The sequence below is a fragment of the Klebsiella sp. RHBSTW-00484 genome (genome assembly GCF_013705725.1).
In the GTDB taxonomy this organism is placed as follows: domain Bacteria; phylum Pseudomonadota; class Gammaproteobacteria; order Enterobacterales; family Enterobacteriaceae; genus Klebsiella.
Window position 1 is genome coordinate 92,042 of record NZ_CP055483.1, and the last position, 23,601, is coordinate 115,642.

Annotated in this window: 21 protein-coding genes and 5 pseudogenes; 10 read left to right on the plus strand and 16 right to left on the minus strand. The window is 51.0% G+C overall.

Annotation, left to right across the window (positions count from 1 at the left end; genetic code table 11):
* Window positions 1–6 precede the first annotated feature (6 nt).
* From HV213_RS31700 to tap, 3 genes are all read right to left on the minus strand, one after another.
* A complete protein-coding gene (locus tag HV213_RS31700; protein ID WP_023302468.1) occupies window positions 7–2,004 on the minus strand; it encodes a BCCT family transporter in 1,998 nt (665 codons plus the stop codon).
* A gap of 1,430 nt (window positions 2,005–3,434) precedes the next feature.
* Window positions 3,435–4,241: an incFII family plasmid replication initiator RepA gene (gene repA, locus HV213_RS31705; protein ID WP_044348844.1), complete on the minus strand. Its 807-nt coding sequence runs from the start codon at window positions 4,239–4,241 to the stop codon at window positions 3,435–3,437.
* Window positions 4,242–4,299: 58 nt separating this feature from the next.
* Window positions 4,300–4,371 carry a RepA leader peptide Tap gene (gene tap, locus HV213_RS33655; RefSeq protein ID WP_071887233.1) on the minus strand — a complete coding sequence of 24 codons (72 nt, stop codon included), beginning with the start codon at window positions 4,369–4,371 and terminating at the stop codon, window positions 4,300–4,302.
* 78 nt (window positions 4,372–4,449) lie between these two features.
* On the opposite strand from tap, the pseudogene HV213_RS33850 reads away from it, so the two are divergent.
* A pseudogene (locus tag HV213_RS33850) lies at window positions 4,450–4,563 on the plus strand (replication protein RepA).
* Window positions 4,564–4,586: 23 nt separating this feature from the next.
* Here the strand turns inward: HV213_RS33850 and HV213_RS31715 are convergent.
* The 4 genes and pseudogenes from HV213_RS31715 to HV213_RS31730 form a co-directional block, all read right to left on the minus strand.
* Window positions 4,587–4,856 (minus strand): replication regulatory protein RepA, encoded by a 270-nt coding sequence (locus HV213_RS31715; RefSeq protein WP_040118434.1) that lies wholly within the window; start codon window positions 4,854–4,856, stop codon window positions 4,587–4,589.
* Between the two features lie 140 nt (window positions 4,857–4,996).
* The gene (locus HV213_RS31720; RefSeq protein WP_051800686.1) at window positions 4,997–5,563 is read right to left on the minus strand and encodes a phospholipase D family nuclease; all 567 of its coding nucleotides are present in this window, start codon (window positions 5,561–5,563) and stop codon (window positions 4,997–4,999) included.
* 6 nt (window positions 5,564–5,569) lie between these two features.
* A pseudogene (locus tag HV213_RS31725) lies at window positions 5,570–5,788 on the minus strand (DUF2726 domain-containing protein); the annotation flags it as partial.
* A 283-nt stretch (window positions 5,789–6,071) separates the two neighbouring features.
* Window positions 6,072–7,037 (minus strand): IS110 family RNA-guided transposase, encoded by a 966-nt coding sequence (locus HV213_RS31730; RefSeq protein WP_370530312.1) that lies wholly within the window; start codon window positions 7,035–7,037, stop codon window positions 6,072–6,074.
* 72 nt (window positions 7,038–7,109) lie between these two features.
* Between HV213_RS31730 and istA the strand changes: the two genes are divergently transcribed.
* Window positions 7,110–8,609 (plus strand): IS21 family transposase, encoded by a 1,500-nt coding sequence (istA, locus tag HV213_RS31735; RefSeq protein WP_181486545.1) that lies wholly within the window; start codon window positions 7,110–7,112, stop codon window positions 8,607–8,609.
* The gene (gene istB / locus HV213_RS31740) at window positions 8,606–9,361 is read left to right on the plus strand and encodes an IS21-like element ISEc10 family helper ATPase IstB (RefSeq protein WP_038423655.1); all 756 of its coding nucleotides are present in this window, start codon (window positions 8,606–8,608) and stop codon (window positions 9,359–9,361) included. The genes istA and istB overlap by 4 nt, the downstream gene beginning before the upstream one ends.
* Window positions 9,362–9,391: 30 nt before the next feature.
* Here the strand turns inward: istB and HV213_RS31745 are convergent.
* From HV213_RS31745 to HV213_RS31755, 3 genes and pseudogenes are all read right to left on the minus strand, one after another.
* Window positions 9,392–9,820 (minus strand): annotated as a pseudogene (locus tag HV213_RS31745) (IS3 family transposase); the annotation flags it as partial.
* Between the two features lie 11 nt (window positions 9,821–9,831).
* Window positions 9,832–11,060 (minus strand): IS3-like element ISEc36 family transposase gene (locus HV213_RS31750; protein ID WP_110129298.1). Its coding sequence is split into 2 segments (ribosomal slippage): window positions 9,832–10,745 and window positions 10,745–11,060, totalling 1,230 coding nucleotides; the frame shifts between segments, so codons are not numbered across the junction.
* 90 nt (window positions 11,061–11,150) lie between these two features.
* Window positions 11,151–11,875, minus strand: a pseudogene (locus HV213_RS31755) (IS3 family transposase); the annotation flags it as partial.
* A gap of 103 nt (window positions 11,876–11,978) precedes the next feature.
* Between HV213_RS31755 and HV213_RS31760 the strand changes: the two are divergent.
* A complete protein-coding gene (locus HV213_RS31760) occupies window positions 11,979–12,371 on the plus strand; it encodes a hypothetical protein (RefSeq protein WP_223239433.1) in 393 nt (130 codons plus the stop codon).
* Window positions 12,372–12,726: 355 nt separating this feature from the next.
* On the opposite strand, the gene HV213_RS31765 is transcribed toward HV213_RS31760, so the two are convergent.
* The 4 genes from HV213_RS31765 to HV213_RS31780 form a co-directional block, all read right to left on the minus strand.
* Entirely contained in the window at window positions 12,727–13,209 is a 483-nt protein-coding gene (locus tag HV213_RS31765) for a GNAT family N-acetyltransferase (protein WP_181486546.1), read from the minus strand.
* Window positions 13,200–13,478: a type II toxin-antitoxin system TacA family antitoxin gene (locus HV213_RS31770; protein WP_004902250.1), complete on the minus strand. Its 279-nt coding sequence runs from the start codon at window positions 13,476–13,478 to the stop codon at window positions 13,200–13,202. The genes HV213_RS31765 and HV213_RS31770 overlap by 10 nt, the downstream gene beginning before the upstream one ends.
* A gap of 173 nt (window positions 13,479–13,651) precedes the next feature.
* On the minus strand, window positions 13,652–13,822 hold the full coding sequence (locus HV213_RS31775; RefSeq protein ID WP_223240723.1) for a hypothetical protein: 171 nt from the start codon (window positions 13,820–13,822) through the stop codon (window positions 13,652–13,654).
* Between the two features lie 70 nt (window positions 13,823–13,892).
* On the minus strand, window positions 13,893–14,234 hold the full coding sequence (locus tag HV213_RS31780) for a hypothetical protein (RefSeq protein WP_032694615.1): 342 nt from the start codon (window positions 14,232–14,234) through the stop codon (window positions 13,893–13,895).
* A 303-nt stretch (window positions 14,235–14,537) separates the two neighbouring features.
* On the opposite strand from HV213_RS31780, the gene arsR reads away from it, so the two are divergent.
* The 6 genes and pseudogenes from arsR to HV213_RS31810 all read left to right on the plus strand — a co-directional run bounded on the left by arsR (window position 14,538) and on the right by HV213_RS31810 (window position 19,674).
* Window positions 14,538–14,891, plus strand: coding sequence for an As(III)-sensing metalloregulatory transcriptional repressor ArsR (gene arsR / locus HV213_RS31785; protein ID WP_025376942.1), 354 nt, complete (start codon window positions 14,538–14,540; stop codon window positions 14,889–14,891).
* Window positions 14,892–14,938: 47 nt separating this feature from the next.
* Entirely contained in the window at window positions 14,939–15,301 is a 363-nt protein-coding gene (gene arsD / locus HV213_RS31790) for an arsenite efflux transporter metallochaperone ArsD (protein ID WP_032694616.1), read from the plus strand.
* Between the two features lie 16 nt (window positions 15,302–15,317).
* Window positions 15,318–17,069: an arsenical pump-driving ATPase gene (gene arsA / locus HV213_RS31795; RefSeq protein ID WP_032694617.1), complete on the plus strand. Its 1,752-nt coding sequence runs from the start codon at window positions 15,318–15,320 to the stop codon at window positions 17,067–17,069.
* Between the two features lie 46 nt (window positions 17,070–17,115).
* Window positions 17,116–18,405: an arsenic transporter gene (locus tag HV213_RS31800; protein WP_032694618.1), complete on the plus strand. Its 1,290-nt coding sequence runs from the start codon at window positions 17,116–17,118 to the stop codon at window positions 18,403–18,405.
* 12 nt (window positions 18,406–18,417) lie between these two features.
* Complete coding sequence (arsC, locus tag HV213_RS31805) at window positions 18,418–18,843, plus strand: glutaredoxin-dependent arsenate reductase (RefSeq protein ID WP_032694619.1); 426 nt, start codon at window positions 18,418–18,420, stop codon at window positions 18,841–18,843.
* A gap of 134 nt (window positions 18,844–18,977) precedes the next feature.
* Window positions 18,978–19,674: pseudogene (locus tag HV213_RS31810) on the plus strand (IS1 family transposase).
* A 1,039-nt stretch (window positions 19,675–20,713) separates the two neighbouring features.
* Here HV213_RS31810 and HV213_RS31815 read toward each other — a convergent pair.
* Both HV213_RS31815 and sopA read right to left on the minus strand, forming a co-directional pair.
* Window positions 20,714–21,685 (minus strand): ParB/RepB/Spo0J family plasmid partition protein, encoded by a 972-nt coding sequence (locus HV213_RS31815; protein ID WP_004206785.1) that lies wholly within the window; start codon window positions 21,683–21,685, stop codon window positions 20,714–20,716.
* Window positions 21,685–22,851, minus strand: coding sequence for a plasmid-partitioning protein SopA (gene sopA, locus HV213_RS31820; protein WP_000523812.1), 1,167 nt, complete (start codon window positions 22,849–22,851; stop codon window positions 21,685–21,687). Before sopA ends, HV213_RS31815 begins: the two co-directional genes overlap by 1 nt.
* Between the last annotated feature and the right edge of the window lie 750 nt (window positions 22,852–23,601).

Consider the following 23,601-nt stretch of genomic DNA (forward strand, 5'->3'; position numbering starts at 1 on the left):
TTGCTGTTAACGAACCAGGTGCAGGAAGTGCAGATGTTTTTCGTACTGGTCCAGTATGTCATTAATCAGCTGCTCCTGGTTCCAGCCCATCACATCATAATTTTGACCGCCTTCTTTGAGATATACCTCAGCGCGATAATATCTATGTTGTTCAGTCTGCTGCTCATTATTATCCATCGCGGCGAGCGCGAAGGTCGGTGAGCTATACCCGCGAAGCCTCACTTCATATATAAAATTCAGCTCGTTACCCAAATCGACTTCAAGACGAATACGATCGTCGACTGCGTCACTGATGTGGCTTATCGTCCCCTGCTTGTTCAGCTCTTCCTGAACCAGCGTCATGGCGGGGTGGATGACGTCGTCCATAAAACGTTTCACAAGAGATCGCTTCGGCAGATACGCGATATTGCGTAACCTTCTCTGCCAGGGAATTGGGTTACGTGCAGCCGTAGGAGCAATTGTCGCCATGCTCAGGCTTTCACGCTTGGTCAAATCCCGGCGCAAAGCTTTTAAAAGTCCGTATATAGATATCAGTAAGATCACTGAGAATGGCAATGCACTCGCTATTGTCACTGTTTGCAGCGCACTTAGCCCTCCGGCAAGGAGAAGCGCAATTGCGACAATGCCCATGAGCGAGGCCCAAAATATTCGCTGCCAGACGGGTGTGTTTGCCACTCCACCTGATGCCAGAGAATCAACAACCATTGCCCCTGAATCAGCAGACGTGACAAAGAAGACGATGACCATCGCCATTGCGATGAATGACAGCACGGAAGAGAACGGGAAATGCTCCAGGAAATTAAACAGGGCCAGCGCCACATCCTGCTGAACGGTACTGGCGAGGTCTGTGGCCCCCTGGTTCATAATGAGATAGATCGCGCTGTTACCAAACACCGTCATCCACATGAGCGTAAAACCCGCGGGAACAAACAGCACGCCGGTGACAAACTCGCGAATGGTTCGCCCGCGGGAGACCCGTGCGATGAACATCCCCACAAACGGCGACCATGAAAGCCACCATCCCCAGTACAGTAATGTCCAGCCCCCCAGCCAGTTGCTCGACTTAGGCTCATACGCGTAAAGGTTGAACGTTTTACTCACCAGTTCCGAAAGATAACCGCCCGTATTTTCCACAAATGACTTCAGCAGAAGCACGGTTGGTCCCAGACACAGGACCAGCGCCAGGAGCAACAACGCCAGACCCAGATTGAGCTCAGACAGGATACGTATTCCCTTATCCAGGCCGGACACCACTGAAATCGTCGCTAACCCCGTGATGACCACGATCAGAATAACCTGCACCGTTTCATTGATGGGCACCCCGAAAAGATGGTTCAAACCGGCATTCACCTGCAAAACACCATAACCCAGCGAGGTCGCAACGCCAAAGACCGTGCCGATAACAGCGAAAATATCAACCGCATGACCTACAGGCCCGTATATGCGATCGCCGATAATGGGATAGAGTGCGGAGCGCAGGGTTAACGGCAGACCGTGACGGTAACTGAAGAACGCCAGAATCAGCGCCACAATGGCATAAATTGCCCATGCGTGCAGTCCCCAGTGGAAGAAGGTCAGACGCATTGCTTCCTTCGCTGCCGCAACGGTCTCCGGGGTGCCGACGGGAGGCGAAAGATAATGCATTACAGGTTCGGCAACGCCAAAGAACATCAGTCCGATCCCCATCCCTGCCGAAAAAAGCATCGCAAACCAGGAGTGGTAGCTGAAATCAGGCTGCGCATGGTCCGGGCCCAGCTTGATATCACCGTAGCGTGAGAGTCCCAGGAACGTGACACTCAGTAAAATCAGGGCCACAGCAAGGATGTAGAACCAGCTGGCATTCGTGAAGATTTGTTGCTGAAGTAGTTTAAAATTTTTGTCGGCGACATCCGGGAATACGGCGGCAAAGGCAACAAGAAGGAAAATCAGCAAAGCAGATGTAAAAAATACCGCTTTGTTAATCTGGCTTGTAGACTTCTTCGGGATTGTATCATTTTCACTCATAATCATTTATTCCATTAATTAAATCCGCACTGGATAGAAGACACTACCTTTCACAGAGTAGCAAAGTTCAACTTGCTATGCGGCGTTAATCGGAAAGCATGGTGTAATGAGTGCCGATACAAATCATCCTATATTCTAAGGGGTTCTTGGTTACTCAGCCTGCCGCTTCCTGGTGCATTTATTTGTATCAAAGCTGGGACATACGTTAATGAACGTATATTAGGCACGAATTACTTTTTGAACAAAGCAGACGTTAAGATTTACAGCATCGGGAAGCTTCTGGATGCCGCGTCAGCGGCATGGAGGCGCCAGATGAGGTTACATGTGTCTGTGGAGTCAAATGGCGCCGAAAGCCCGGCGTAGCCGGTTACCGGGCTATAAATTCTGCCATCCTCCCCCTGCCCTGATTAGCTTTAACCCGCTAACAGCAATGAAGAAGTTAATGTAATCCCTTTTAACCCCGGTGAGCGGGCTTTACGGCGTTTACGACGTAAAGGGCGTGATTTCCGGGGCCTTAGCGGCGGCAGCTTGCTGCTGACGCTTAGGGGGATGTTCATAAAAAATCTCAGCGACACCAGGGAACTTAACATGGTAGCTGCAAAGCCATACCCGCGAAAAACATCTCAGACGCCGCTGTACGCGGTCGGAGTTGACCCGGCAAGGCGAGGCCGCAGTCGGGGCGTATCTCCGCGTTAGCGGGCCGCAGGGCCGCAGGGCCGCAGGGCCGCTTACGAGCGTGTACCAGACAACTGACCGCAGCTCCACCCACAGCGATGAAGAAGAGTAGTTACAACACTCATCATTAAAAGCGATGTTGTTCCCCGGCCTTCGGCCGGGGGCGGCGGCGCTTTTCAGTGGTGGGATGAGTTATGTAGTTACCGCTGTGCACGGAACTGAATATTGGTCTGAGAGGGGCTCAGTGTTGCAGGACGGCGCCGGAGGTTTGTTTAAATGGTTAATTGAATGCTGTAACTAAAGTGCTTGCTGGTGCTGTGCCCGCCGCTTGCCGGCGGGAGGTACTTCTCGATTCTGAGCGGCGCGGGCGTTTGCGACCGCTGCCAGCGAAGGCCTCATTGAGACTGTCCACAGGACAGACGGCGAACAGGTTTTCCTTTGAGATGAAAGAGATTCAGATCTTTAAAAGAAGTACAGAGCAGGTATTTAAAGGGAACCATGCGGTCTGTAATTCTTTCGACGGGCACCCAGGAAACGTGTCGGGTGTAGCCTGGTGAATAGTTCCCTTGCAGTTAAATGTGTATAAGTAAAATCCGGTCAAAAAACCGGGGCCGGAGACCTGAAATTTCATCCACGAAAAGGAAAAATCAGGAGGTGGCCGTGGTGGCTGTTACAGGAATGGTCAGAAATCAGGCAACTGCAGAAGACGGGCGAGCGAAAGTCTCCGGCGTCGGCCGGATAAAAAAGTGGGAGGTTTATATGGGCTCGGGGTACGGCGCCAGGCGGGTATAGTTATTGCCCCGGGATATCAGCATTCGTTCCGTCACACGTCGCTCCACCTCACGCTTCAGCGCGTCATGATCGCCTCTGAAGCGGCCGGTGGCATATTCACGGGTCAGCTGCTGACGAACGCGCGTCTCTATATCCTTACGCTGGCGTGAAGCATCCCGGCGAGCTGTCGCTCGCTTCTGGCCATGTGATTTACGCTCAGCCTGGTAGCTACGAAAACGCTCGCGTACAAAACGCCAGGATTTAGCGATCAGCTCGTCCATTTCCAGTTGTGGCAGGCTCTGCTTTTTACGCTGTTTGTTTTCCCACTCCACACGGCTACGACGCGCGGCCACGACAGCGACATCTGACACATCCAGAGCCTGAAAAAGAGCCGGCGTGAACGTCATGTCGGTCGGGATGTTACAGCCAATCTGCGGGTCATATTCCGTGGTGTAGGTGATCAGGCCCAACTCGGACATAAAGCGCAGCGCACGGGTCGCCCGCGAGATAGAGAGATTGCCACTTGCGGATTCCGTGGCCAGCCCGCACTCGATGGCCATATTGGTAATCGAGCGCTGCACGCGATTGGCCAGCGGATCATAATGGAAGCACATTGCCTGCAGGAGCGCGTCAATTGCACGTCGACGCAGTATAGGAGGCATGCGGCGGCGCTTACCCAGTGAGCGGGCAAAGGCAACATGGATTGAAAAATCAAAGGTAGCGGTGAAGCCTTCGGCTTTGGCCATCAGCTTACGACAGAACGGCAGTGTCTTTTTGCCTTCACGCGCCATAAAACGCGGCTCGGCATTTTTAACCTGAACGTAATGAAATGAGTTTTCTGAATTCTGGTCAGCCACCGCTTCCTGCGCTTATGTTGCACGGAAGGAGTGAGCACAGAAGGTCTTGAACTTTTCTGAGCATGAATCTATACTCCCTGCATAGAGCAACAGCTTCTATGCAGTTTTGAAAGGCCCCGTTAATCTTTTCGCTCCGCCAAGAATGAAGAAGATTATCGGGGTTTTTGCTTTTCTGGTTCCAGGTAAATTCCCCATCCGAACCAGTTCCCTGCCACCTTGCGGCGTGGCCAGCCAGAAATCTCTAAACGATCAGTAATCTAGCACTCAAAGCCGGATGGATCAAGAATGTGACGTCGTTACATCAATTCCAAGCTTCGCGGACTCCATTTCAATAAGCCTTTCAATCATTTCTGCCTGAGTAATTCCTTCACTCTCACACATGATTTGAAGCTGATTTTTAAGTGAATCGCGCACAAACACCCTCACCTCTTTGTGCGTCGTTTTTTTACGCGCAACAGCCTTCTGCTGCCGTTCTGCAGCAGAAAGTGGTTTCCCTTTTCTGTAGGGGCGTTTAGATGAGGAAGTAACTGCGTTTATGGCCTGTGACATCTCTGCCTCCTCAAGCATTTAACTAAATACCTGAACAAAGATACTACAGCTGGCCTGATGCGGCGAGTGGCTATGTTATTTTTTGTTATATAACCTAATCTCCGTTGGCGCGAAGTTCAGGTTAAAAAACGTAACGATTTTCAGTACGTACTCTGCCAGTCCGTTCCCTGTGCCCAGCGGGATGCCCAGTGGTTCAGGTAACTGTGGGCGACAACCGGGTCATCCCACACGACCAGCACATTCTCTGAATTCGAACGGTCCGCAGCCCGACTGAAATTGAAAGAGCCGACCTCGGTATTGCGTTTGTCTGCGACGATCACTTTGTCATGAAGGATCGTATATACGTCGACGGTGCGGACAGGGATACCCGCGCTGACCAGCACGTTCATGGCGGCCACACTGGCTTTCCCGGTATTCGCCTTCTGGTCCAGTACTACCCTGATATCCACTCCACGCCGTTTTGCCGCAATAAGCGAGCGAGTCACCTCCGGCGACGTGAAGGAGTATCCCATCAGGCGGATTTCCTGCTGCGCTGAATCGATGGTCTTCAGGACCAGCTGCAGGGCCGTTCCTTCCGGGGAAAAGCCGGTCTCGATGGACGCGGCGTTGACTGCCGGCACTGGCGTGTAAAGCGCCAGACTGAGCAGTCCGGGCAACCACCACCGGCTGGCTGGGGTTTGACGGGTCGTTCTTTTTTCTATACTCATACGATTTCACTCCTGATGACATTCAGTGATGTCGTGTCGGTGCTTCAGAAAATCCCTCACACACCTGACCAGTTTCTCTGAATCCCGCTCCCGCAACAGCGGAATGCCGGCCTGGCGAAGTACCTCTTCCAGCAGAATATCCCGGCGTACCCGATGTTTTTTCAGGTGCGAGGCATCATCCAGTTCGACAGCGGCCACAATGGCAAAGGTCGTGATAGGGGTCAGCTTGGATATCGAAAATTATTGTACTATAAGGACTTCCCCGGCATGTCAAAGCCGGTATTTATGGTTTCTGTCTGCTCTTCAGTAAAAATAAAGGGGAGAGACTGCGGTACTATAAACGGCCATGATGAATCGTCATCGATTCGGGCCCTGATGAAAGACGCGCGTGAGGTTCTAGTTCGTTAAGCGGATACGTATATCCTGTACAATAGCCAGATAGGCCTCACGGGGTCTAACCCTTTATCATCAACGAATTGCAGGTCAGATGGTTATACAGCTTCGAGCTTTAGTTGACTGAGTACAGCCGGAAATCATCACCGTAATGTAGTGATGCCCAACACAGCCGCGCATTTTTGGCGGCGATGGCCACAACAGCCCGCCAGTACCCTCTGCGCTCAACCAACATACAAACCCAACGGCTGAATGAGTCAGTCCTTTTCCCGGCGCCAATAAGCACTGAACGAGCCCCCTGAACCAGAAGCGTTCGCAGATACGAATCACCGGCTTTTGTGATCCTGCCGAGTTTCGACTTTCCCCCGCTGCTGTATTGTGATGGCGTCAGCCCCAGCCAGGCTGCCAGTTGACGTCCATTTTTAAAATCATGTGCATTACCGATACTGGCGACCAGTGCACAGGCCGTTGTGGGACCAACGCCCTTTAGCTCCATCAGCCGCTGACTGCGATGATCTGTTTTGGCTATGTGGGACAAAATTCGGTCATATTCAGTGATGTTAGCTTCAATGCGATCAACGTGTTCCATCAAATCATCAACACATTGCTGAACCTGAAGCGGTAAAGAGCTCTTCTGCACAGAAACCATGTGGCGCAGGGCATCAGCACTTTGCGGCGCGATGACACCGAATTCAGATATCAATCCTCGCAGACGATTATACGTTGCTGTTTTCTCTTCGATAAAACCCTGACGGGTACGATGTAAACACTGCATGGCCTGCTGGCTTTCGTCTTTCACTGGTACGAACCGCATATGCGGACGACGAACAGCTTCACAGATAGCCTGAGCATCAGCTGCATCATTTTTTCCTGATTTTCCGGCCATACGATAAGGCGATACAAACTTAGCAGCCATCAGACGTGGCTCATGACCATACTGCCGAAACAATCTTGCCCAGTAGTGAGCCCCGGAGCATGCTTCCATCCCGATAACACAGGGAGGCAAACTTGCAATTAACTCAGGAAGTGCAGCACGCGATACTTTAGGCTTAACCAGAACTATGAGACGACAATAACTCAGTCCGCCTGGTGCTGATTATTCTGGCCGGTTTTGTAATCTGAATGTCATGTACATGCTCCAACAGGAAATGGCGTGACGCTCAATACTTCTCAGGTCAGTTACTACATGACTCAACGTAAAAAAGGGGCAACCCAGCATATCTCGGCCATGAAGGCCGGTATCTCTGTCCGATCTGGTCGCCGGATCGAGAAAGATCAGTGGTCGAAAGCCGGTGAACGCCACTGGCGAACGCGTAAAGATCCACTTGAAGCTGTGTGGGACAGCGAGCTTGTCCCTTTACTGAAAGAAAGGCCTGCTCTGATGCCAACCACGTTGCTGGAAATGCTACAGGATAAATATCCTGGTCAGTACCCCAACAACCTCCGCAGGACAATGCAGCGGCGGGTCCGTGAATGGAAGTTGCAATATGGTGCGGAGCAGGAGGTCATGTTCCGCCAGCGGCATCAACCCGGGTTGCGTGGTCTGTCTGACTTTACTGAGCTGAAAGGCGTAGTTGTCACCATCGCCGGTAAGTTGTTGGCGCATAAGCTGTATCACTTCCGCCTTGAGTGGAGCCACTGGAGCTGGATGCGGGTTGTGCTGGGTGGGGAGAGCTTCTCTGCCCTGGCTGAAGGGTTGCAGGAGGCGCTCGGTCAGTTAGGCGGCGTGCCGTCAGAGCACAAAACTGACAGCCTGCGGGCCGCGTGGAAACACCGGGGTGAAGACGGTCAACGGGAACTGACAGAGCGTTATGCCGAGCTCTGCCGGCACTACGGTATGCAGGGCGTGCACAATAATGCCGGACGGGGCCATGAAAACGGTTCGGTGGAGAGCGCTCACGGGCATCTGAAACGGCGGATCCGCCAGGCGCTGATACTACGCGGTAGCAACGACTTCAGTACGCTTGAAGAATACCAGGCCTTCATCACTCAGCAGGTCATGCGGCATAACCGCAATAATCAGGATCTGGTTAAAGAAGAGCAGCCTCATCTGAAGCCGCTGCCGCTTCGTCGCAGCGCCGACTATGACGAACTGACGGTGAGGGTCAGTAGCAGCAGTACCATCAACGTCAGGCACGTCATCTACAGCGTCCCTTCCCGGCTGGTTGGCCAGCTTCTGCGGGTCCGGTTATGGGATGACCGTCTGAGTTGTTACGTTGGCAGTAACGAAGTCATGAACTGTCCCCGGGTCAGACCCGAAAAAGGCAAGACGCGGGCACGGCGAATCGACTTCCGGCATGTGATCGACAGCCTGGCAAAAAATCCCGGGGCGTTCTGCCATGCGACACTGAGAAACGACATCCTGCCGGATGATGAATGGCGAAAACTATGGCGCCGTCTGTGCAACCACCTGGAGCCCGAAATGGCTGGCAGACTGATGGTACACGCACTGAAACTGGCTGCGGGGTATGACGATATCTCGGTCGTGGCACGCGGGATGGAGCAGATGCTGAATACCCCAGGCGAACTGGATCTGAACCGGTTGATGCGGTTCCTGGGAATAAAGGAAAAAGAGCTACCGCCCGTCAGTGTCGTTCAGCATAACCTGAGCAGTTATGAGCAGTTGCTGCGTGGAAAAGGAGGTCTGCAGTGAGCAATATCCATCACCTGGAACGCAGCCTGCGAAAACTGCGCCTGACACGCGTTGGCGCGGAATGGCATGCGCTGGAAAAACGTGCGCTGGCAGAGGGGTGGACCCCGTCACGCTATCTGCTGACGCTGTGTAATGAAGAACTGCTGTGGCGTGAAAGCGAAAAGCTGCGCCGCTATAAAAAGGAAGCCCGGTTGCCGGTCGCGAAAACCCTGGGTGAATATGACTTCGCCCAGGTGCCGGAGCTGAATGCAGCTCAGTTCCGGCAGCTCTGCGAAACGACAGACTGGGTTGATGCAGGTGAAAACGTCCTGCTGTTCGGCGCCAGCGGGCTGGGGAAAAGCCATCTGGCGGCAGCGATCGTGGATGGCGTTGTAGGTCAGGGCTACCGGGCCCGGTTCTACAGCGCGGGAGAGCTGTTGCAGGAACTGCGTAAAGCCAGAGCTCAGCTGAAACTGAATGAGCTGTTACTGAAACTGGATCGCTATCGGGTGATAGTGGTGGATGACCTCGGTTATGTCAAACGCGACAACGCGGAAACCGGTGTGCTGTTCGAGTTAATCGCTCATCGCTATGAACGAGGGAGTCTGGTGATCACCAGTAACCATCCGTTCAGCACATGGGGCAGCATCTTCGTGGATGAGACGATGGCAGTAGCGGCGGCCGACAGGCTGATCCACCACGGATATATGTTCGAACTGAAGGGAGAAAGCTACAGGAAAAAGACGGCAAAGGCAGTAACCAGCGCGACTTAACGTCGCACTAAATGAATCGCCACGGATAATCTAGACACTTCCGAGCCGTTGATAATACTGGTTTTCATATTCTGTCGGTGACATCTGTTCGCTAGAACCATGCCGACGCTTACTGTTATAAAACATTTCGATGTAATCAAAAATATCACTGCGGGCTTCTTCCCGCGTTCCGTAGATCTTTTTCTTTATCCGTTCGCGTTTCAACAACTGGAAAAAGCTTTCTGCAACCGCATTATCATGGCAGTTACCGCGACGGCTCATGCTGCCTTCCAGGCCGTGTGATTTCAGGAACGACTGCCACTCATGGCTTGTGTACTGACTGCCCTGATCCGAATGAACCAGCACCTGTTTTTGGGGATTACGCCGCCATACAGCCATCAGCAGTGCGTTCAGGACAATGTCCTTTGTCATCCGGGATTGCATGGACCAGCCGATAATTTTGCGTGAGAACAGATCAACTGGATTGGCCCCTATATTTCCATACACTTTTTATCACTTAACCCATGACTGGTTCGTCGCCGCAGATATTCCCGTGGCGAACGATACCCCAGTGCACTATGCGGATGCCATTCGTTGTAATGTTCGAAGGCCTCCGCAAGGTTCTTTACCGCTGTTAACCCGTCGGGTTTCGGCATGATGCTGATGTAATCGCGCTTCATCGTTTTCACGAAGCTCTCTGCCATCCCGTTGCTTTCCGGGCTACGTACCGCCGTATGTTTAGGCTCCAGTCCTACCATTCTGGCGAACTGACGCGTCTGATAAGAACGGTAGGCTGAACCGTTGTCTGTCAGCCACTCAACTGGGGATGTCGGCAGGCTGTTACCGAAGCGACGCTCCACGGCACCCAGCATGACGTCCTGCACGGTTTCACTGTCATATCCACCGTTACTGGCCGCCCAGTAAAGTGCCTCGCGATCGCAACAGTCCAGAGCGAACGTGACCCGCAGTTTTTCACCGTTATCACAGCTGAACTCGAAGCCGTCAGAGCACCACCGCTGGTTACTTTCTCCAACGGCCACTTTCCCTGTATGCGCCCGCTTCGATGGCGGTATTTCCGGTTTACGCTCAAGCAGCAGCGCATTCTGACGCATGATGCGGTATACGCGTTTGGCATTGATCACCGCCATGTCGTCAGTTTCTGATTGTCTGCGCAGCAGTGCCCATACCCGACGATAACCATAGGTGGGCAGATCGCCGATAACGGTATGGATACGGGCCAGCGCGTCAGTATCATCAGGCTTGCGCTTGCACCGACGATCCTGCCAGTCCTTCGACCGACGGGCCATGGCATGCAGTTGCGCACGTGAGACCCGGAGGCAACGACTGACAAGGCTTATTCGCCATCCTCCGGCAACAAGGGCACGTGCGCTATCCACTTTTTTTGTCGGCCATATTCAACGGCTTCTTTTAGCAGCTCGTTTTCCATGGTTTTCTTGCCCAACAGGCGCTGCAGCTCTTTAATTTGCTTCATCGCAGATGCCAGCTCCGACGCGGGCACAACCTGTTCTCCTGCGGCAACGGCTGTAAGGCTGCCTTCCTGATACTGCTTACGCCACAGGAACAGCTGACTGGCAGCAACGCCATGCTGACGGGCGACCAGCGACACGGTCATTCCGGGCTCAAAACTCTGCTGAACAATGGCGATTTTTTCCTGAACACTTCGCCGTCTGCGCTTCTCTGGACCTAAAACATCAATCATTCGGACTCCAACGACTAGTCTAAAAACTAGTATTAAGACTATCACTAACTTAAGTGATACCAACTGTCTGGAGATTCAGGGGGCCAGTCTATCAACAACCACGGCAAGATACAGCCAGCCTTCGTGGGTCCTGATGTAGGTTATGTCCGTTACCCAACGCTCATCCGGAGCATCCGGATTGAACTGTCGCTGGAGCCTGTTGGGCGACACGATACTGGCCTCGCCTTTACGTGCCCGCGGGCTCCGGTATCCGACCTGAGCCTTTATCCCGACACGTTTCATCAGTCGCCAGACCCTGTTCACTCCGCACTGTTGCCCGCTGTCACGCAGATCCAGATGGATTTTGCGATAACCATAGACGCATCCCGATTCCAGCCAGAACTGTTTAATCTGTCCTGTCAGTCTCAGGTCTGCCTGATGGCGTTGTGAATGCGGCTGCTGAAGCCAGGCGTAAAAACCACTGGGATGAACATCCAGCACCCGACAGAGCAGGCGAACAGGCCAGCAACAGGTGTTGTCACGGATAAAGGCGTACCTCAGTCGGACAGCTTTGCGAAGTACGCCGCGGCTTTTTTTAATATGTCCCGTTCGTCGGTAACCCGCTTCAGCTCTTTCTGGAGACGGCGGATCTCGGCCTGAGCATCTGACTGTTCTTTATTTGTGGAAGAATCCGGACCGTACTTCTTTATCCAGGCGTAAAGGCTGTGGGTGGTGATATCGAGACGTGTTGCAACGCTGGCAACAGAATAACCGCGATCAACAACCTGTTTGACTGCTTCAGTTTTAAACTCTTCGGGATAACGCTTACCGCTCATGGGCACCTCTCTTTAAGCCATCTTAAATGACTCTGAGGTGTCTGTTAAACCCGTGGCGATTCAGTATACTTTTCCTATAAATATCTGACTAACTGAAAAGATTATGCGTCAACTTATGGGAAGATTATTTAATGTAATATTCATATCGCTTATATACACGGGGATAGTAATTATTCTTGATGCAGTTGCCATCTACTATTTCAAACTGAATGCCCCTGTCACCATCGTAGTGACTACGTTTCTGGTATTATTCGGTTTATCGTTTGCATACGTAGATACCACAAAGCGATCAGAACGGCACTTTGCCGAGCGGCGTAAAGCACAGGCGCAGGGCGCGACATTTTCGATGATGTGGGATGCCCTTGATTCAGATGCTAAACAGCTTTTTTACCAAAAAATTGATGTGGAAAGTGCATCCAGCGAGTTTAAGTCCAGATACCAGCAATTGCAGAACGAAATCAGTTACTGGGACAAGGAGATAGAGCGTCTACGTTAATCAGATTAACAGTGACTGGGTGGGCCGCAAGGCACTACCCCCATTTTTTCCTTAATGTCGATAATGTCACACTCCATGCAGAGCAGAAAAAATCCCGTCTAATAATTCAACGGCTCGTTTATCAACTCTTTGCCAAGGACTCCGAGTCGCTACATTACGTCCGAGAAATAAAGCTCTTGGTCATTAACGCATGTGCAGGCATAAACTCTGGGTTATATCGACTGGCGGAGTTGCTCGCCAATGGTTGCAGTCAGGAATTAGCAATGACTGCTTGTGGCACACAGCGGAGAAGCAAATGAGATGGTTGTCCGCAGACTCCTGGAGTCGATTAAAAAATCAGAATACAGAAAACCATTCAGACTTTTATCGGGAATAACAATGTCAGCGTGTTGACTATGGAAGGCTCAAAGCCAAAACGGGTGTAAAAACATTTAACTTCTTCATTCAGCGCATGCACGGCCAGTGCTCTCACCCCGACCTGAAAGGCAATGTTTTGCGCACGGTATATAGCATCCTTAAGAAGTGCGGCACCAAGCCCATTCCCGGACCAGGCCTGGTCGATGGCAAGCCGTCCCAGGACAATGACCGGAATGACTTCAGGCGCGTTGCGTCTATAGGCCCCAGGCACTGTGTTACGGTGGACGCTACCCGAAGATAAACAATAATAACCGATGACCCGGTTCGAGTTTTCTGCGCAGACGACATAGACACGGGAAATGCCGGTACTGTGGTTTCTGAGAGCCTTCTTCTTTAACCACTCATTAAGGGCAGGCTCCTGGCAGCAGAACTCAGCGATGTTATGTTCAGCCGTCAGGGATTCAGGCGCTCTCATTCCCATGGTGATTTGCGGTTCATCAGGTTATCGATTCGCGCCTGGCGCTCCGGCGTTATTGGGGCGTCAAGCTCTTCAATAAACGCCTCAAACTGATTGTCATTGAGGAGGAACAGTCGTTGATCAAGTAGAATGTCCTGTGCTTCCCTGCAGGCAACCTCAAGCATAAAATCAGTCCGTGATTTTGAGACCAGGCTTGCGGCCATGTCGATCAGGTCACGCTGTGATGTTTTGGCCCGGATATTGATCGGAGCTTCACGAACGTCTGGTTTCATAGATACCTCATGTTTAGCAGATTTATATACGATTATAGCCTTTGTATATAGAAACGCTATACAAATCTGTCATGCTTTCGTCGGTTAGAAACACAAGCCGCGTTGTATCATCATGCATCATTCAGGACTGATAAAGTTATATCCAACTGATAATGTCATCGAGCTGCTGGTTGTCAGTTGGCCGCAGTTTTAAAAACAGCTGCAGCGACGTAGTCCTGCATTTTCTCGGTTGAAGAGCCGACACCATCAACTGATCCCATTCCCTGCCTGCCATAATCTGTCAGCACTCTTCTGCCGCTGCCGGTAAAAACTGCTTTGCTTCGATACTCATAAACTTTCTCCATGATTCAGTCACACGTCAGGCCCATATGTAAAGTGGGGTCAGACGCTTGAGAACAAGCCGGTTATTCGCATTCAGAGAGAGGGGATCTCTGAGTATTTATCCATAGTTCGTTTTTTATCGATACGTATCTGTCGCCACGCCTGAAAGTCCGGGCGTGTTTCCGCCATCCTGACGACTTCAACAGAGAAAACCTTATATTTGCCCTGCTGCAGGGGTACGCCAAGCCAGCGGCGTATGGCGGCATCTGTCCACAAACGGGAGTTATTAAGTCTGTAGACGGTGATCCATTTTTCTGACCATGCATCAAATTTCTGGCATCGCAGCTGATACCGTCGCTCTTCTTCCCGTCTTTTCCAGTCGCTGTCTACAGCAAACTTTCGGTGACCAACAAAAATCCCCTGGACTTTGCCCATGCCCGCTATCCACTGGAATGTCGTCATTTCCCACGGTATCAGGGGTCCGCTTGGAAAACGGAAAAAATCCCACGCTAAGGTGATTTATTGTTCATTGTATGGTGCTGCCTTACTTATCAGTACCCTATCGTTAAACTTTTTCTTTTCACAACAAAGATGAAATTTTGCCCGTATTGCCCCGACTCTGTTGTTCCTGTTATCTACCAATGAAGAATTAACACTAAACGAATTCGATATAACATATATGTTTTTGACTTCCTGGTTTAGAAGCGCGACACTATTCATTCAACGCAGGAGGTCACGATGTCATCAATTTCACCCCTACAACTCTTTAAAAGCCTGTCCGATGAAACCCGTCTGGGTATCGTCCTTCTCCTCAAAGAGATGGGTGAACTATGCGTATGCGATCTCTGCACGGCGCTGGAACAGTCGCAGCCTAAGATCTCCCGTCATCTGGCGATGCTACGTGAAAGCGGATTGTTGCTGGATCGCAAGAATGGGAAATGGGTTCACTACCGCTTATCTCCGCATATTCCTTCATGGGCTGCTCAGGTTATTGAGCAGGCCTGGTTAAGCCAACAGGACGACGTACAGGCTATCGCCCATAAGCTGGCATCAGCTAACTGCTCTGGTAGCGGCAAGGCTGTCTGCATCTAAAAAATTTGCCTGAACATATATGATTTTTCAAATGTGAGGTGTTCATGATGAAAACGTTAACGGTGTTTGACCCGGCTATGTGTTGCAGTACCGGCGTCTGCGGTACAGATATTGATCAGGTTCTGGTTGATTTTTCTGCGGATGTACAGTGGCTAAAACAGCGTGAAATTCAGGTTGATCGTTATAACCTGGCACAGCAACCCATGAGCTTTGTACAGAACGAAAAAGCCAAAGCATTCCTTGAGGCATCCGGGGCTGAAGGGCTTCCATTGTTGTTGCTGGATGGAGAAATGGTGATGGCGGGGCGTTATCCGAAACGCTCAGAGCTGGCCCGCTGGTTCGGAATACCGCTGGAGAAAGTAGGATTAGCATCTAAAAGCTGCTGCGGTGGTAATACTTCTTGTTGCTGAAATGTCAGGAGGACATATGAAATTTTTACAGAATATCCCACCTTACCTGTTTTTTACCGGTAAAGGGGGCGTCGGTAAAACCTCTATTTCCTGTGCCACCGCTATCAGCCTGGCGGAACAAGGCAAGCGGGTTTTGCTTGTCAGCACCGATCCGGCTTCAAACGTAGGCCAGGTGTTCAGCCAGACTATTGGCAATACCATTCTGCCGGTGGCCTCTGTACCGGGTCTTTCAGCGCTGGAAATTGATCCTCAGGCCGCCGCCCAGGAATATCGGGCCAGAATCGTTGATCCTATCAAAGGCATTCTGCCGGATGATGTCGTTAACAGTATTAACGAACAGCTCTCTGGTGCATGTACCACCGAAATTGCAGCTTTTGATGAATTTACCGGTCTGTTGACTGACGCATCATTATTGACCCGCTTTGACCATATTATCTTTGATACCGCGCCAACCGGTCACACTATTCGTCTTCTCCAGTTGCCCGGTGCGTGGAGTAGCTTCATTGAGAGCAATCCTGATGGTGCTTCCTGTCTTGGCCCGATGGCAGGGCTGGAGAAACAGCGTGAGCAGTATTCACACGCCGTCCAGGCATTGTCTGATCCGGATCGTACGAGGCTGGTTTTAGTGGCTCGACTGCAAAAATCAACGCTTCAGGAAGTCGCCCGTACTCATGATGAGCTTGCGGCGATAGGTCTCAAAAATCAGTATCTGGTCATCAACGGCGTGTTACCTGAGACAGAAGCAGTCAACGATACCCTGGCGGCTGCAATATGGGGCCGGGAGCAGGAGGCGCTGGCAAGTCTTCCCGCTGGTCTGGACGCTCTCCCTACTGACACATTATTCCTTCAACCAGTGAATATGGTCGGTGTGTCTGCTTTAAGGGGACTTCTCACCTCCCAACCTGAGACGGCTTCATTTGCTGAAGTGTCCGCCCTGCAAAAACCAGCGATATCGTCGTTGTCTGCTCTGGTTGATGAGATTGCCCTTAATGAACACGGCCTGATTATGCTGATGGGTAAAGGTGGCGTGGGTAAAACAACCATGGCTGCGGCCATTGCAGTCAGACTGGCCGAAATGGGATTTGATGTGCATCTCACGACGTCAGATCCTGCTGCACACCTGAGCACAACCCTCAATGGAAGCCTCAATAACCTGCAGGTCAGCAGAATCGACCCTCATGATGAAACAGAACGTTATCGCCAGCATGTCCTTGAAACGAAAGGACGTGACCTGGATGAAGCGGGGAAACATCTGCTGGAAGAGGATTTACGCTCTCCGTGTACCGAAGAGATTGCTGTGTTCCAGGCCTTCTCACGGGTGATCCGTGAAGCGGGTAAACGGTTTGTCGTCATGGATACGGCACCGACAGGACATACATTGTTGCTGCTTGATGCTACCGGGGCATACCACCGGGAGATAGCAAAGAAAATGGGAGATAAAGGCCATTTCTCTACGCCAATGATGCAGCTTCAGGATCCGGAAAGAACAAAAGTATTACTGGTCACTCTGCCGGAAACGACCCCCGTTCTTGAGGCTGCAAATTTACAAGCCGATCTTGAACGTGCCGGGATTCATCCATGGGGCTGGATTATCAATAACAGTCTTTCCATCGCTGAAACCCGTTCACCGCTGCTTCGTCAGCGCGCGCAGCAGGAACTGCCTCAAATCGAGGCTGTAAAGAACCAGCATGCTACCCGTGTTGCACTGGTTCCTGTTCTTGCGGCAGAGCCAACCGGTATAGACAAACTCAAACAGCTCGCAGGTTAATTTTTACTATATACAGGGCAGTCATGCTGCCCTGTCAGGAGGTTTTATGTTACTGGCAGGAGCAATTTTCATCCTGACCATCGTGTTGGTTATCTGGCAGCCGAAGGGGTTAGGGATTGGCTGGAGCGCCATATTTGGCGCAATACTGGCACTCATATCTGGGGTAGTACACATTACCGACATTCTGGTGGTATGGAATATCGTCTGGAACGCCACAGCAACCTTTATTGCCGTGATTATCATCAGTTTGCTGCTGGATGAGTCTGGCTTTTTTGAATGGGCAGCATTGCATGTTTCCCGCTGGGGAAATGGCCGGGGTCGCCTGCTGTTTACTTATATCGTTCTGCTCGGTGCTGCGGTAGCAGCGCTATTTGCCAATGATGGTGCAGCTCTCATCCTGACGCCGATCGTGATTGCCATGTTGCTGGCTCTGGGATTCAGTAAAAGCACCACGCTGGCATTTGTAATGGCTGCAGGGTTTATTGCCGATACCGCCAGCCTGCCGCTGATTGTGTCGAACCTGGTCAATATTGTTTCTGCTGACTTCTTCCATCTGGGCTTCACGGAATATGCTTCCGTGATGGTGCCTGTGGATATTGCCGCCATTATTGCCACGCTGGTGATGCTGCATCTGTTTTTCCGCAAAGATATCCCCCCGACCTATGATCTGAACCGACTGAAAGAACCTGCTCTTGCTATCAAAGATCCGGCGACGTTCAGAACGGGCTGGATTGTATTAATCCTTCTGCTGGCAGGTTTTTTTGTGCTTGAGCCGCTGGGTATTCCTGTCAGCGCTATTGCAGCTGTGGGTGCTGCTATCCTCTTTGTCGTGGCTAAAAGAGGTCATGCCATTAACACCGGTAAAGTCCTGCGTGGTGCACCGTGGCAGATTGTGATTTTCTCACTGGGAATGTATCTGGTTGTGTATGGGTTGCGTAATGCCGGGCTGACAGAATACCTCTCTGACGTGTTGAATTTACTTGCAGACAAAGGGCTTTTGGCGGCCACATTTGGCACGGGATTCCTGACAGCATTCCTGTCATCCATCATGAACAACATGCCTACTGTATTGATTGGCGCATTGTCGATCGATGGCAGCACCGCATCGGGTGTCATCAAAGAAGCAATGATTTATGCCAATGTCATCGGTTGCGATCTGGGACCTAAAATTACGCCTATTGGTAGCCTGGCAACGCTACTCTGGCTGCATGTACTTTCACAGAAGAAGATGACAATCACCTGGGGATACTATTTTCGCACCGGGATTATCATGACTCTGCCTGTGCTGTTTGTAACGCTGGCCGCGCTGGCGCTACGTCTCTCTTTCACTTTGTAATGAGATACTGATATGAGCAACATTACCATTTATCACAACCCAGCCTGCGGCACCTCTCGCAACACGCTTGAGATGATCCGCAACAGCGGTACAGAGCCGACCGTTATTCATTATCTTGAGACACCACCATCACGCGATGAACTGGTTAAACTTATTGCGGATATGGGGATCACAGTACGAGCGCTGCTGCGTAAGAATGTCGAGCCTTTTGAAGCATTAGGGCTGGCGGAAGACCGCTTTACTGACGAGCAGTTAATCGACTTTATGTTACAGCATCCTATTCTGATTAACCGCCCGATTGTGGTGACGCCACTGGGGACCCGGCTGTGTCGTCCTTCAGAAGTGGTGCTGGATATTCTTCCGGATGCACAAAAACACGCGTTCACCAAAGAAGATGGTGAAAAAGTCGTTGATGATGCAGGTAAACGACTGAAATGAATCCTAAGGGGCATTTGCCCCTTTATATTTTACTTTGCCAGCCACCCTTGATGATGCTTTCCATAGCGACATTATTCTGGGTAATGCTGCCAACTTACTGATTTAGTGTATGATGGTGATTTTAAGGTGCTTGCGTGGCTTCCATTTCCATCAGATGTCCTTCCTGCTCCGCTACTGAAGGCGTGGTGCGAACGGCAAAAGCACTGCCGAACATCAGCGCTATCTCTGCTCTCATTGCCGTAAAACATGGCAACTACAGTTCACTTACACCGCCTCTCAGCCCGGTACGCACCAGAAAATCATTGATATGGCCATGAATGGCGTCGGATGTCGCGCCAGTGCACGCATTATGGGCGTTGGCCTCAACACGGTTTTACGTCACTTAAAAAACTCAGGCCGCAGTCGGTAACCTCGCGCATACAACCGGGCAGTGATGTGATTGTCTGCGCTGAAATGGACGAACAGTGGGGCTACGTCGGTGCTAAATCACGTCAGCGCTGGCTGTTTTACGCGTATGACAGGATACGGAGGACGGTTGTGGCGCACGTCTTCGGTGAACGCACTCTGGCCACACTGGAGCGTCTTCTGAGCCTGCTGTCGGCCTTTGAGGTCGTGGTATGGATGACGGATGGCTGGCCGCTGTATGAATCCCGCCTGAAGGGAAAGCTGCACGTTATCAGCAAGCGTTACACTCAGCGCATTGAGCGACATAACCTGAATCTGAGACAACATCTGGCAAGGCTGGGACGGAAGTCACTGTCGTTCTCAAAATCGGTGGAGCTGCATGACAAGGTCATCGGGCATTATCTGAACATAAAACACTATCAGTAAGTTGGAGTCATTACCGAAAACCGCGCCTTATATCCCCGCCCTGAAGGTCGGGGTTTTACGGCGCACTGGATAACAGGGGCCTCCTTGCCGTCCCCCAAAAACAAACGGTATGTTTATGCGCTGTGATGATTCCCCCAGATTCTTTTCATGGTCCAGTGGTGTCTACAAAGTCAATTAATACGATAACGTGACGGACTTTCAATATGTTACCCACACGGTTATCCCCCGTTACTGTGGATAATCAATATATTGTGTCTCTGGCAGTTGCTTTTCCTACCATATGTTGTCCCTCCCCGTTCTATTTTGTGATCGGACAGTGTGAAAAACGACATCACAGTGGAGACGCTGCTGACGGGATGATGTTCATCCAGGGTCGTAAGATCGGCCGGTACTGGTTACCCGCCGGACGAAGGGCCGGCCAACGCGCAGCGTCGGTAGCTGGCTTTAAAAATGCCGGCGGAAATTTAAAGATTAAGCTGCATACTCTGCGAAATTTTGCAAATTTCACTCAACATGCTTCGTTCAGATCCCAATAGAGCTTTCACCATCGCCTGTAATAGCCGCCCTGCTGCGTGATTACTCCGCTCATCGGGTTGCTGGCGACAAGCCAATACCTGTTCGTGACAGGCATTGATTGAACCGTTATCCCTAACTAATAATGTGCCGACGATGCAGGTGGGACCGTGGTCCCAGGGAGATAACCTGACCGGCGATGCAGGTGGGACCGTGGTCCCAGGCAGATAAGCTGACAGATGACGCAGGTGGGACCGTGGTCCCAGGCAGATAAGCTGACCGACGACGCAGGTGGGACCATGGTCCCAGGCAGATAAGCTGACAGATGACGCAGGTGGGACCGTGGTCCCAGGGAGATAACCTGACCGGCGATACAGGTGGGACCGTGGTCCCAGGCAGATAAGCTGACCGACGATGCAGGTGGGACCGTGGTCCCAGAGAGAATATTCAGGCCAGTTATGTTTTCTGGCCTGTGAGAAAGGAAATGAAGTAAAGGGAGATCACCGTAGACTAATGCGTGTCCGCATCAGACTCCTGGTTTCTCAAGCTCCTTAAGAATGGCTTCTATTTTCTCTATACACTCCGCAGGAATGCGGGACTTATCCAGGTTAAGCACCATTTTATCGCCCTTATACAATGCTGTTGCCCCTGGAGCAAACTGATGACGTGAGCTCAGATTAACTCTTGATGCGGGAGATTGTTTCAGTACGGATGTTAAAAGACTAATGACCTCTTCAGCTTCAAAGATTAGTCCCGCTTTCTTCTGATCGTGGAGAGTCTCAGCCTGCTGCTTCAGTAATTCTTCTTTATCTGCAAAAGCCTTCTGAAGGGCTTCACCTGACCGGGCAGACAGTTCTCCAGGATGTGCAAACAGGGCAACAACGGATTTAGGCAGTTTGGCCGTATTAATACAGCGGGTAATGATCTTACGAGAAATGTTTTCCGCATCGGCAAGCGCAGAAATATTTCCTGCAAACTCATTCTGCAGCCGGCTAGTATAACGCAGGCCACGTTCATAAGCACTCGTCGGCCGATAATCGTTACCCAGTCGGGACAATGCAGCCATCTGCTCATCGTCCAGTTCACCAACCAGAACGCGATAATCACTTTCCGTCAGGATTGCGGCTTTACGGCGACGGCTGCCGTCTGCAATTTCTATGACATCAGAAACCCGGCGGCCGAAAGCTGGAGTCTGCTGACCGGTCAGTAAAAATGAAGGAATGAGATCATCCAGAGCATCTTCGGTAAGTAGTTCCTGATCGCGCTCATTGCCTGACCATACGCGTGAAGCGCTCTCAACAGAGTCTCCCCGGAGCACCTCAAGGGTAAATTTTACTTCCCGTCCACTTACCGGAAGAGAGATTGCATTACCGCGGGCCATAGCACCCACGCGCGCAATTAATGAATCCACCATCGGCGCGGCCGGCGCCGGTGATGAAGTATCTTCAGTCGATTGAGTATGTGTGGTATGTCTTGGAATGACAGGAGCACGCTTCATTATCTAATCTCCCAGCGTGGTTTAATCAGACGATCAAAAATCTCATTGCAAACAGGCTCCCAGATAGAGAGGGCATTACGCCAGGCACCGGTTGAAGAACGTTGATCAATAGCCTGTTCAAAAACGGTTCTCATACGGATCTGACCTTTGCCGACTTCATCCGTTTCGCGCACAACATTTTTAAGGACCATGCTTCCCCAGGCATCCCGAATTTGTTCTTCCATCCACGGGGACTGCGAGCCATTATTATTACTGTATTTGGTAAGCAGAATACGGACATCTGGCTCGAAGCCTTTAAGATCCACGTTCTTAAGCAGGTCACGAAGCATATCGAAAAACTGCAGTGCGGAGGTGTAGTCGAACAGCTCTGCCGGAGTAGGGACAATCAGAACATCAGCAGCGCATACAACATTTATCGTACCGATACCAAGGTTGGGTGCGCTGTCGATAACTATCACGTCATAATCATGAGCGACAGTTTCAATGGCCAGACGGAGCATCAGGTGCGGGTCAGCAGGTAATTTGCCTTCGTCAAATTTCCCCATCAGCTCGGTTTCAATGCGGTGCAGTGCCAGACAGGACGGGATGATATCAAGGCCAGGCCAGCAGGTGGGCTTTATAGCGTAGCTCGCGTCATCCTTTTCCCCAAGATAAAAGGGCAGGAGAGTGTCCTCAGCATGAATATGAAGATCGGGCACCCATCCGTGATACATAGAAGCAGTTCCCTGTGGGTCATTGCCTTCAACAAGCAGAACACGGAGTCCTTTCAGAGCAAGATCCTGAGCCAGGTGAACGGATACTGAGGTTTTGTAAACACCACCTTTGTGAGCTGCAACGCCAATCACCGGCGGAAACGCATCTTCAGCACGGCGCAGTCGTGTACCAAATACATCCCGCATGTGATTGATTTGTTCGATGGTATAACCAACGCGTTGCTCAACTCTCCCACGGGTTTCCATATCAGGGTGCGGCAGCCGGCCAGCTTTCTCGGCATCCCTGATAGCCTGAGATGACACGCCAACTAAATCTGCCGCTTCACCAATCCTCCAGCGCCGGGTTATTTTCCGGGCTTCCGGACTGTCATCATTAAACTGTGCAATGGCGATTGCTTTCGTCATTTCATGACCAGCACTTATGCACTGGTTGAGTGTATCCATGAGTCCCATACTGAACATCCTTTAATCATCACTTTGCATTATTTTATTAAATCTTGGAATTCATTGCAAAGCAACAATAAAATCGCAAAGTACACGAAAAAGTGCAAAGTGAACCACATTGGGTAATGAAAGAACGCAGGGGATTACAAAAGAGTACATACCGCAGTCAATATTAATCACTGCCGCTCGCCGCAGTAAGCGATCTCACACAGTGAGAAAGCGGCGAGGAAGCGGAAAATCACAGAATTCACAGATTGCACGTACGTCGGGTTGCTAAAGATGGCTCGGGATCAGCCAGTAATAATGAAATTGACTGCGGTATGTAATATATTGACTATGGTATGATGCTTACCGCATCTGTGTCGAGGAAGAGGAAAGACGACTCAGCATACCGCAGTCAATGTTTCATTGTTGTACCTGTAGATCTCAATCTTCCAGAGCGTATTCAGGAAAATAAGGCCAGGGTTCTGGATATCTGGTGTGGCGCTTCCGGGCTTGTATCTGGGTTATTCATGGTCTCGATCCAATAATTGATCCCAAGGAGATCATAATGAGATCCAAAAGAGATCCCCGGATCGCTCCAGCATGCGCTGTAACTGGCTTTAACGTCTGTCTGGATCGACTGTGGAATGTAAAATGTTGACTGTTATATGCATAATCTAATACTGTGATATGCAACGGTATTTACTGAGGTATGTATATCCGTTGACTGCGATACGTATTACTACATCCTTTTGTGGATAACCGTTGAGGATCAAG

Bases quoted from the DNA above. Each gene is read 5' to 3' on its own strand.
- HV213_RS31700 (WP_023302468.1), bottom strand. From the start codon at position 2,004: ATGAGTGAAAATGATACAATCCCGAAGAAGTCTACAAGCCAGATTAAC.
- repA (WP_044348844.1), bottom strand. From the start codon at position 4,241: ATGGCGCGTGAAGGCAAAAAGACACTGCCGTTCTGTCGTAAGCTGATG.
- HV213_RS31715 (WP_040118434.1), bottom strand. From the start codon at position 4,856: ATGTCACAGGCCATAAACGCAGTTACTTCCTCATCTAAACGCCCCTAC.
- HV213_RS31720 (WP_051800686.1), bottom strand. From the start codon at position 5,563: ATGAGTATAGAAAAAAGAACGACCCGTCAAACCCCAGCCAGCCGGTGG.
- HV213_RS31760 (WP_223239433.1), top strand. From the start codon at position 11,979: ATGCGTCAACTTATGGGAAGATTATTTAATGTAATATTCATATCGCTT.
- HV213_RS31765 (WP_181486546.1), bottom strand. From the start codon at position 13,209: ATGGGAATGAGAGCGCCTGAATCCCTGACGGCTGAACATAACATCGCT.
- HV213_RS31770 (WP_004902250.1), bottom strand. From the start codon at position 13,478: ATGAAACCAGACGTTCGTGAAGCTCCGATCAATATCCGGGCCAAAACA.
- HV213_RS31775 (WP_223240723.1), bottom strand. From the start codon at position 13,822: ATGGAGAAAGTTTATGAGTATCGAAGCAAAGCAGTTTTTACCGGCAGC.
- HV213_RS31780 (WP_032694615.1), bottom strand. From the start codon at position 14,234: ATGGGCAAAGTCCAGGGGATTTTTGTTGGTCACCGAAAGTTTGCTGTA.
- arsR (WP_025376942.1), top strand. From the start codon at position 14,538: ATGTCATCAATTTCACCCCTACAACTCTTTAAAAGCCTGTCCGATGAA.
- arsD (WP_032694616.1), top strand. From the start codon at position 14,939: ATGAAAACGTTAACGGTGTTTGACCCGGCTATGTGTTGCAGTACCGGC.
- arsA (WP_032694617.1), top strand. From the start codon at position 15,318: ATGAAATTTTTACAGAATATCCCACCTTACCTGTTTTTTACCGGTAAA.
- HV213_RS31800 (WP_032694618.1), top strand. From the start codon at position 17,116: ATGTTACTGGCAGGAGCAATTTTCATCCTGACCATCGTGTTGGTTATC.
- arsC (WP_032694619.1), top strand. From the start codon at position 18,418: ATGAGCAACATTACCATTTATCACAACCCAGCCTGCGGCACCTCTCGC.
- HV213_RS31815 (WP_004206785.1), bottom strand. From the start codon at position 21,685: ATGAAGCGTGCTCCTGTCATTCCAAGACATACCACACATACTCAATCG.
- sopA (WP_000523812.1), bottom strand. From the start codon at position 22,851: ATGGGACTCATGGATACACTCAACCAGTGCATAAGTGCTGGTCATGAA.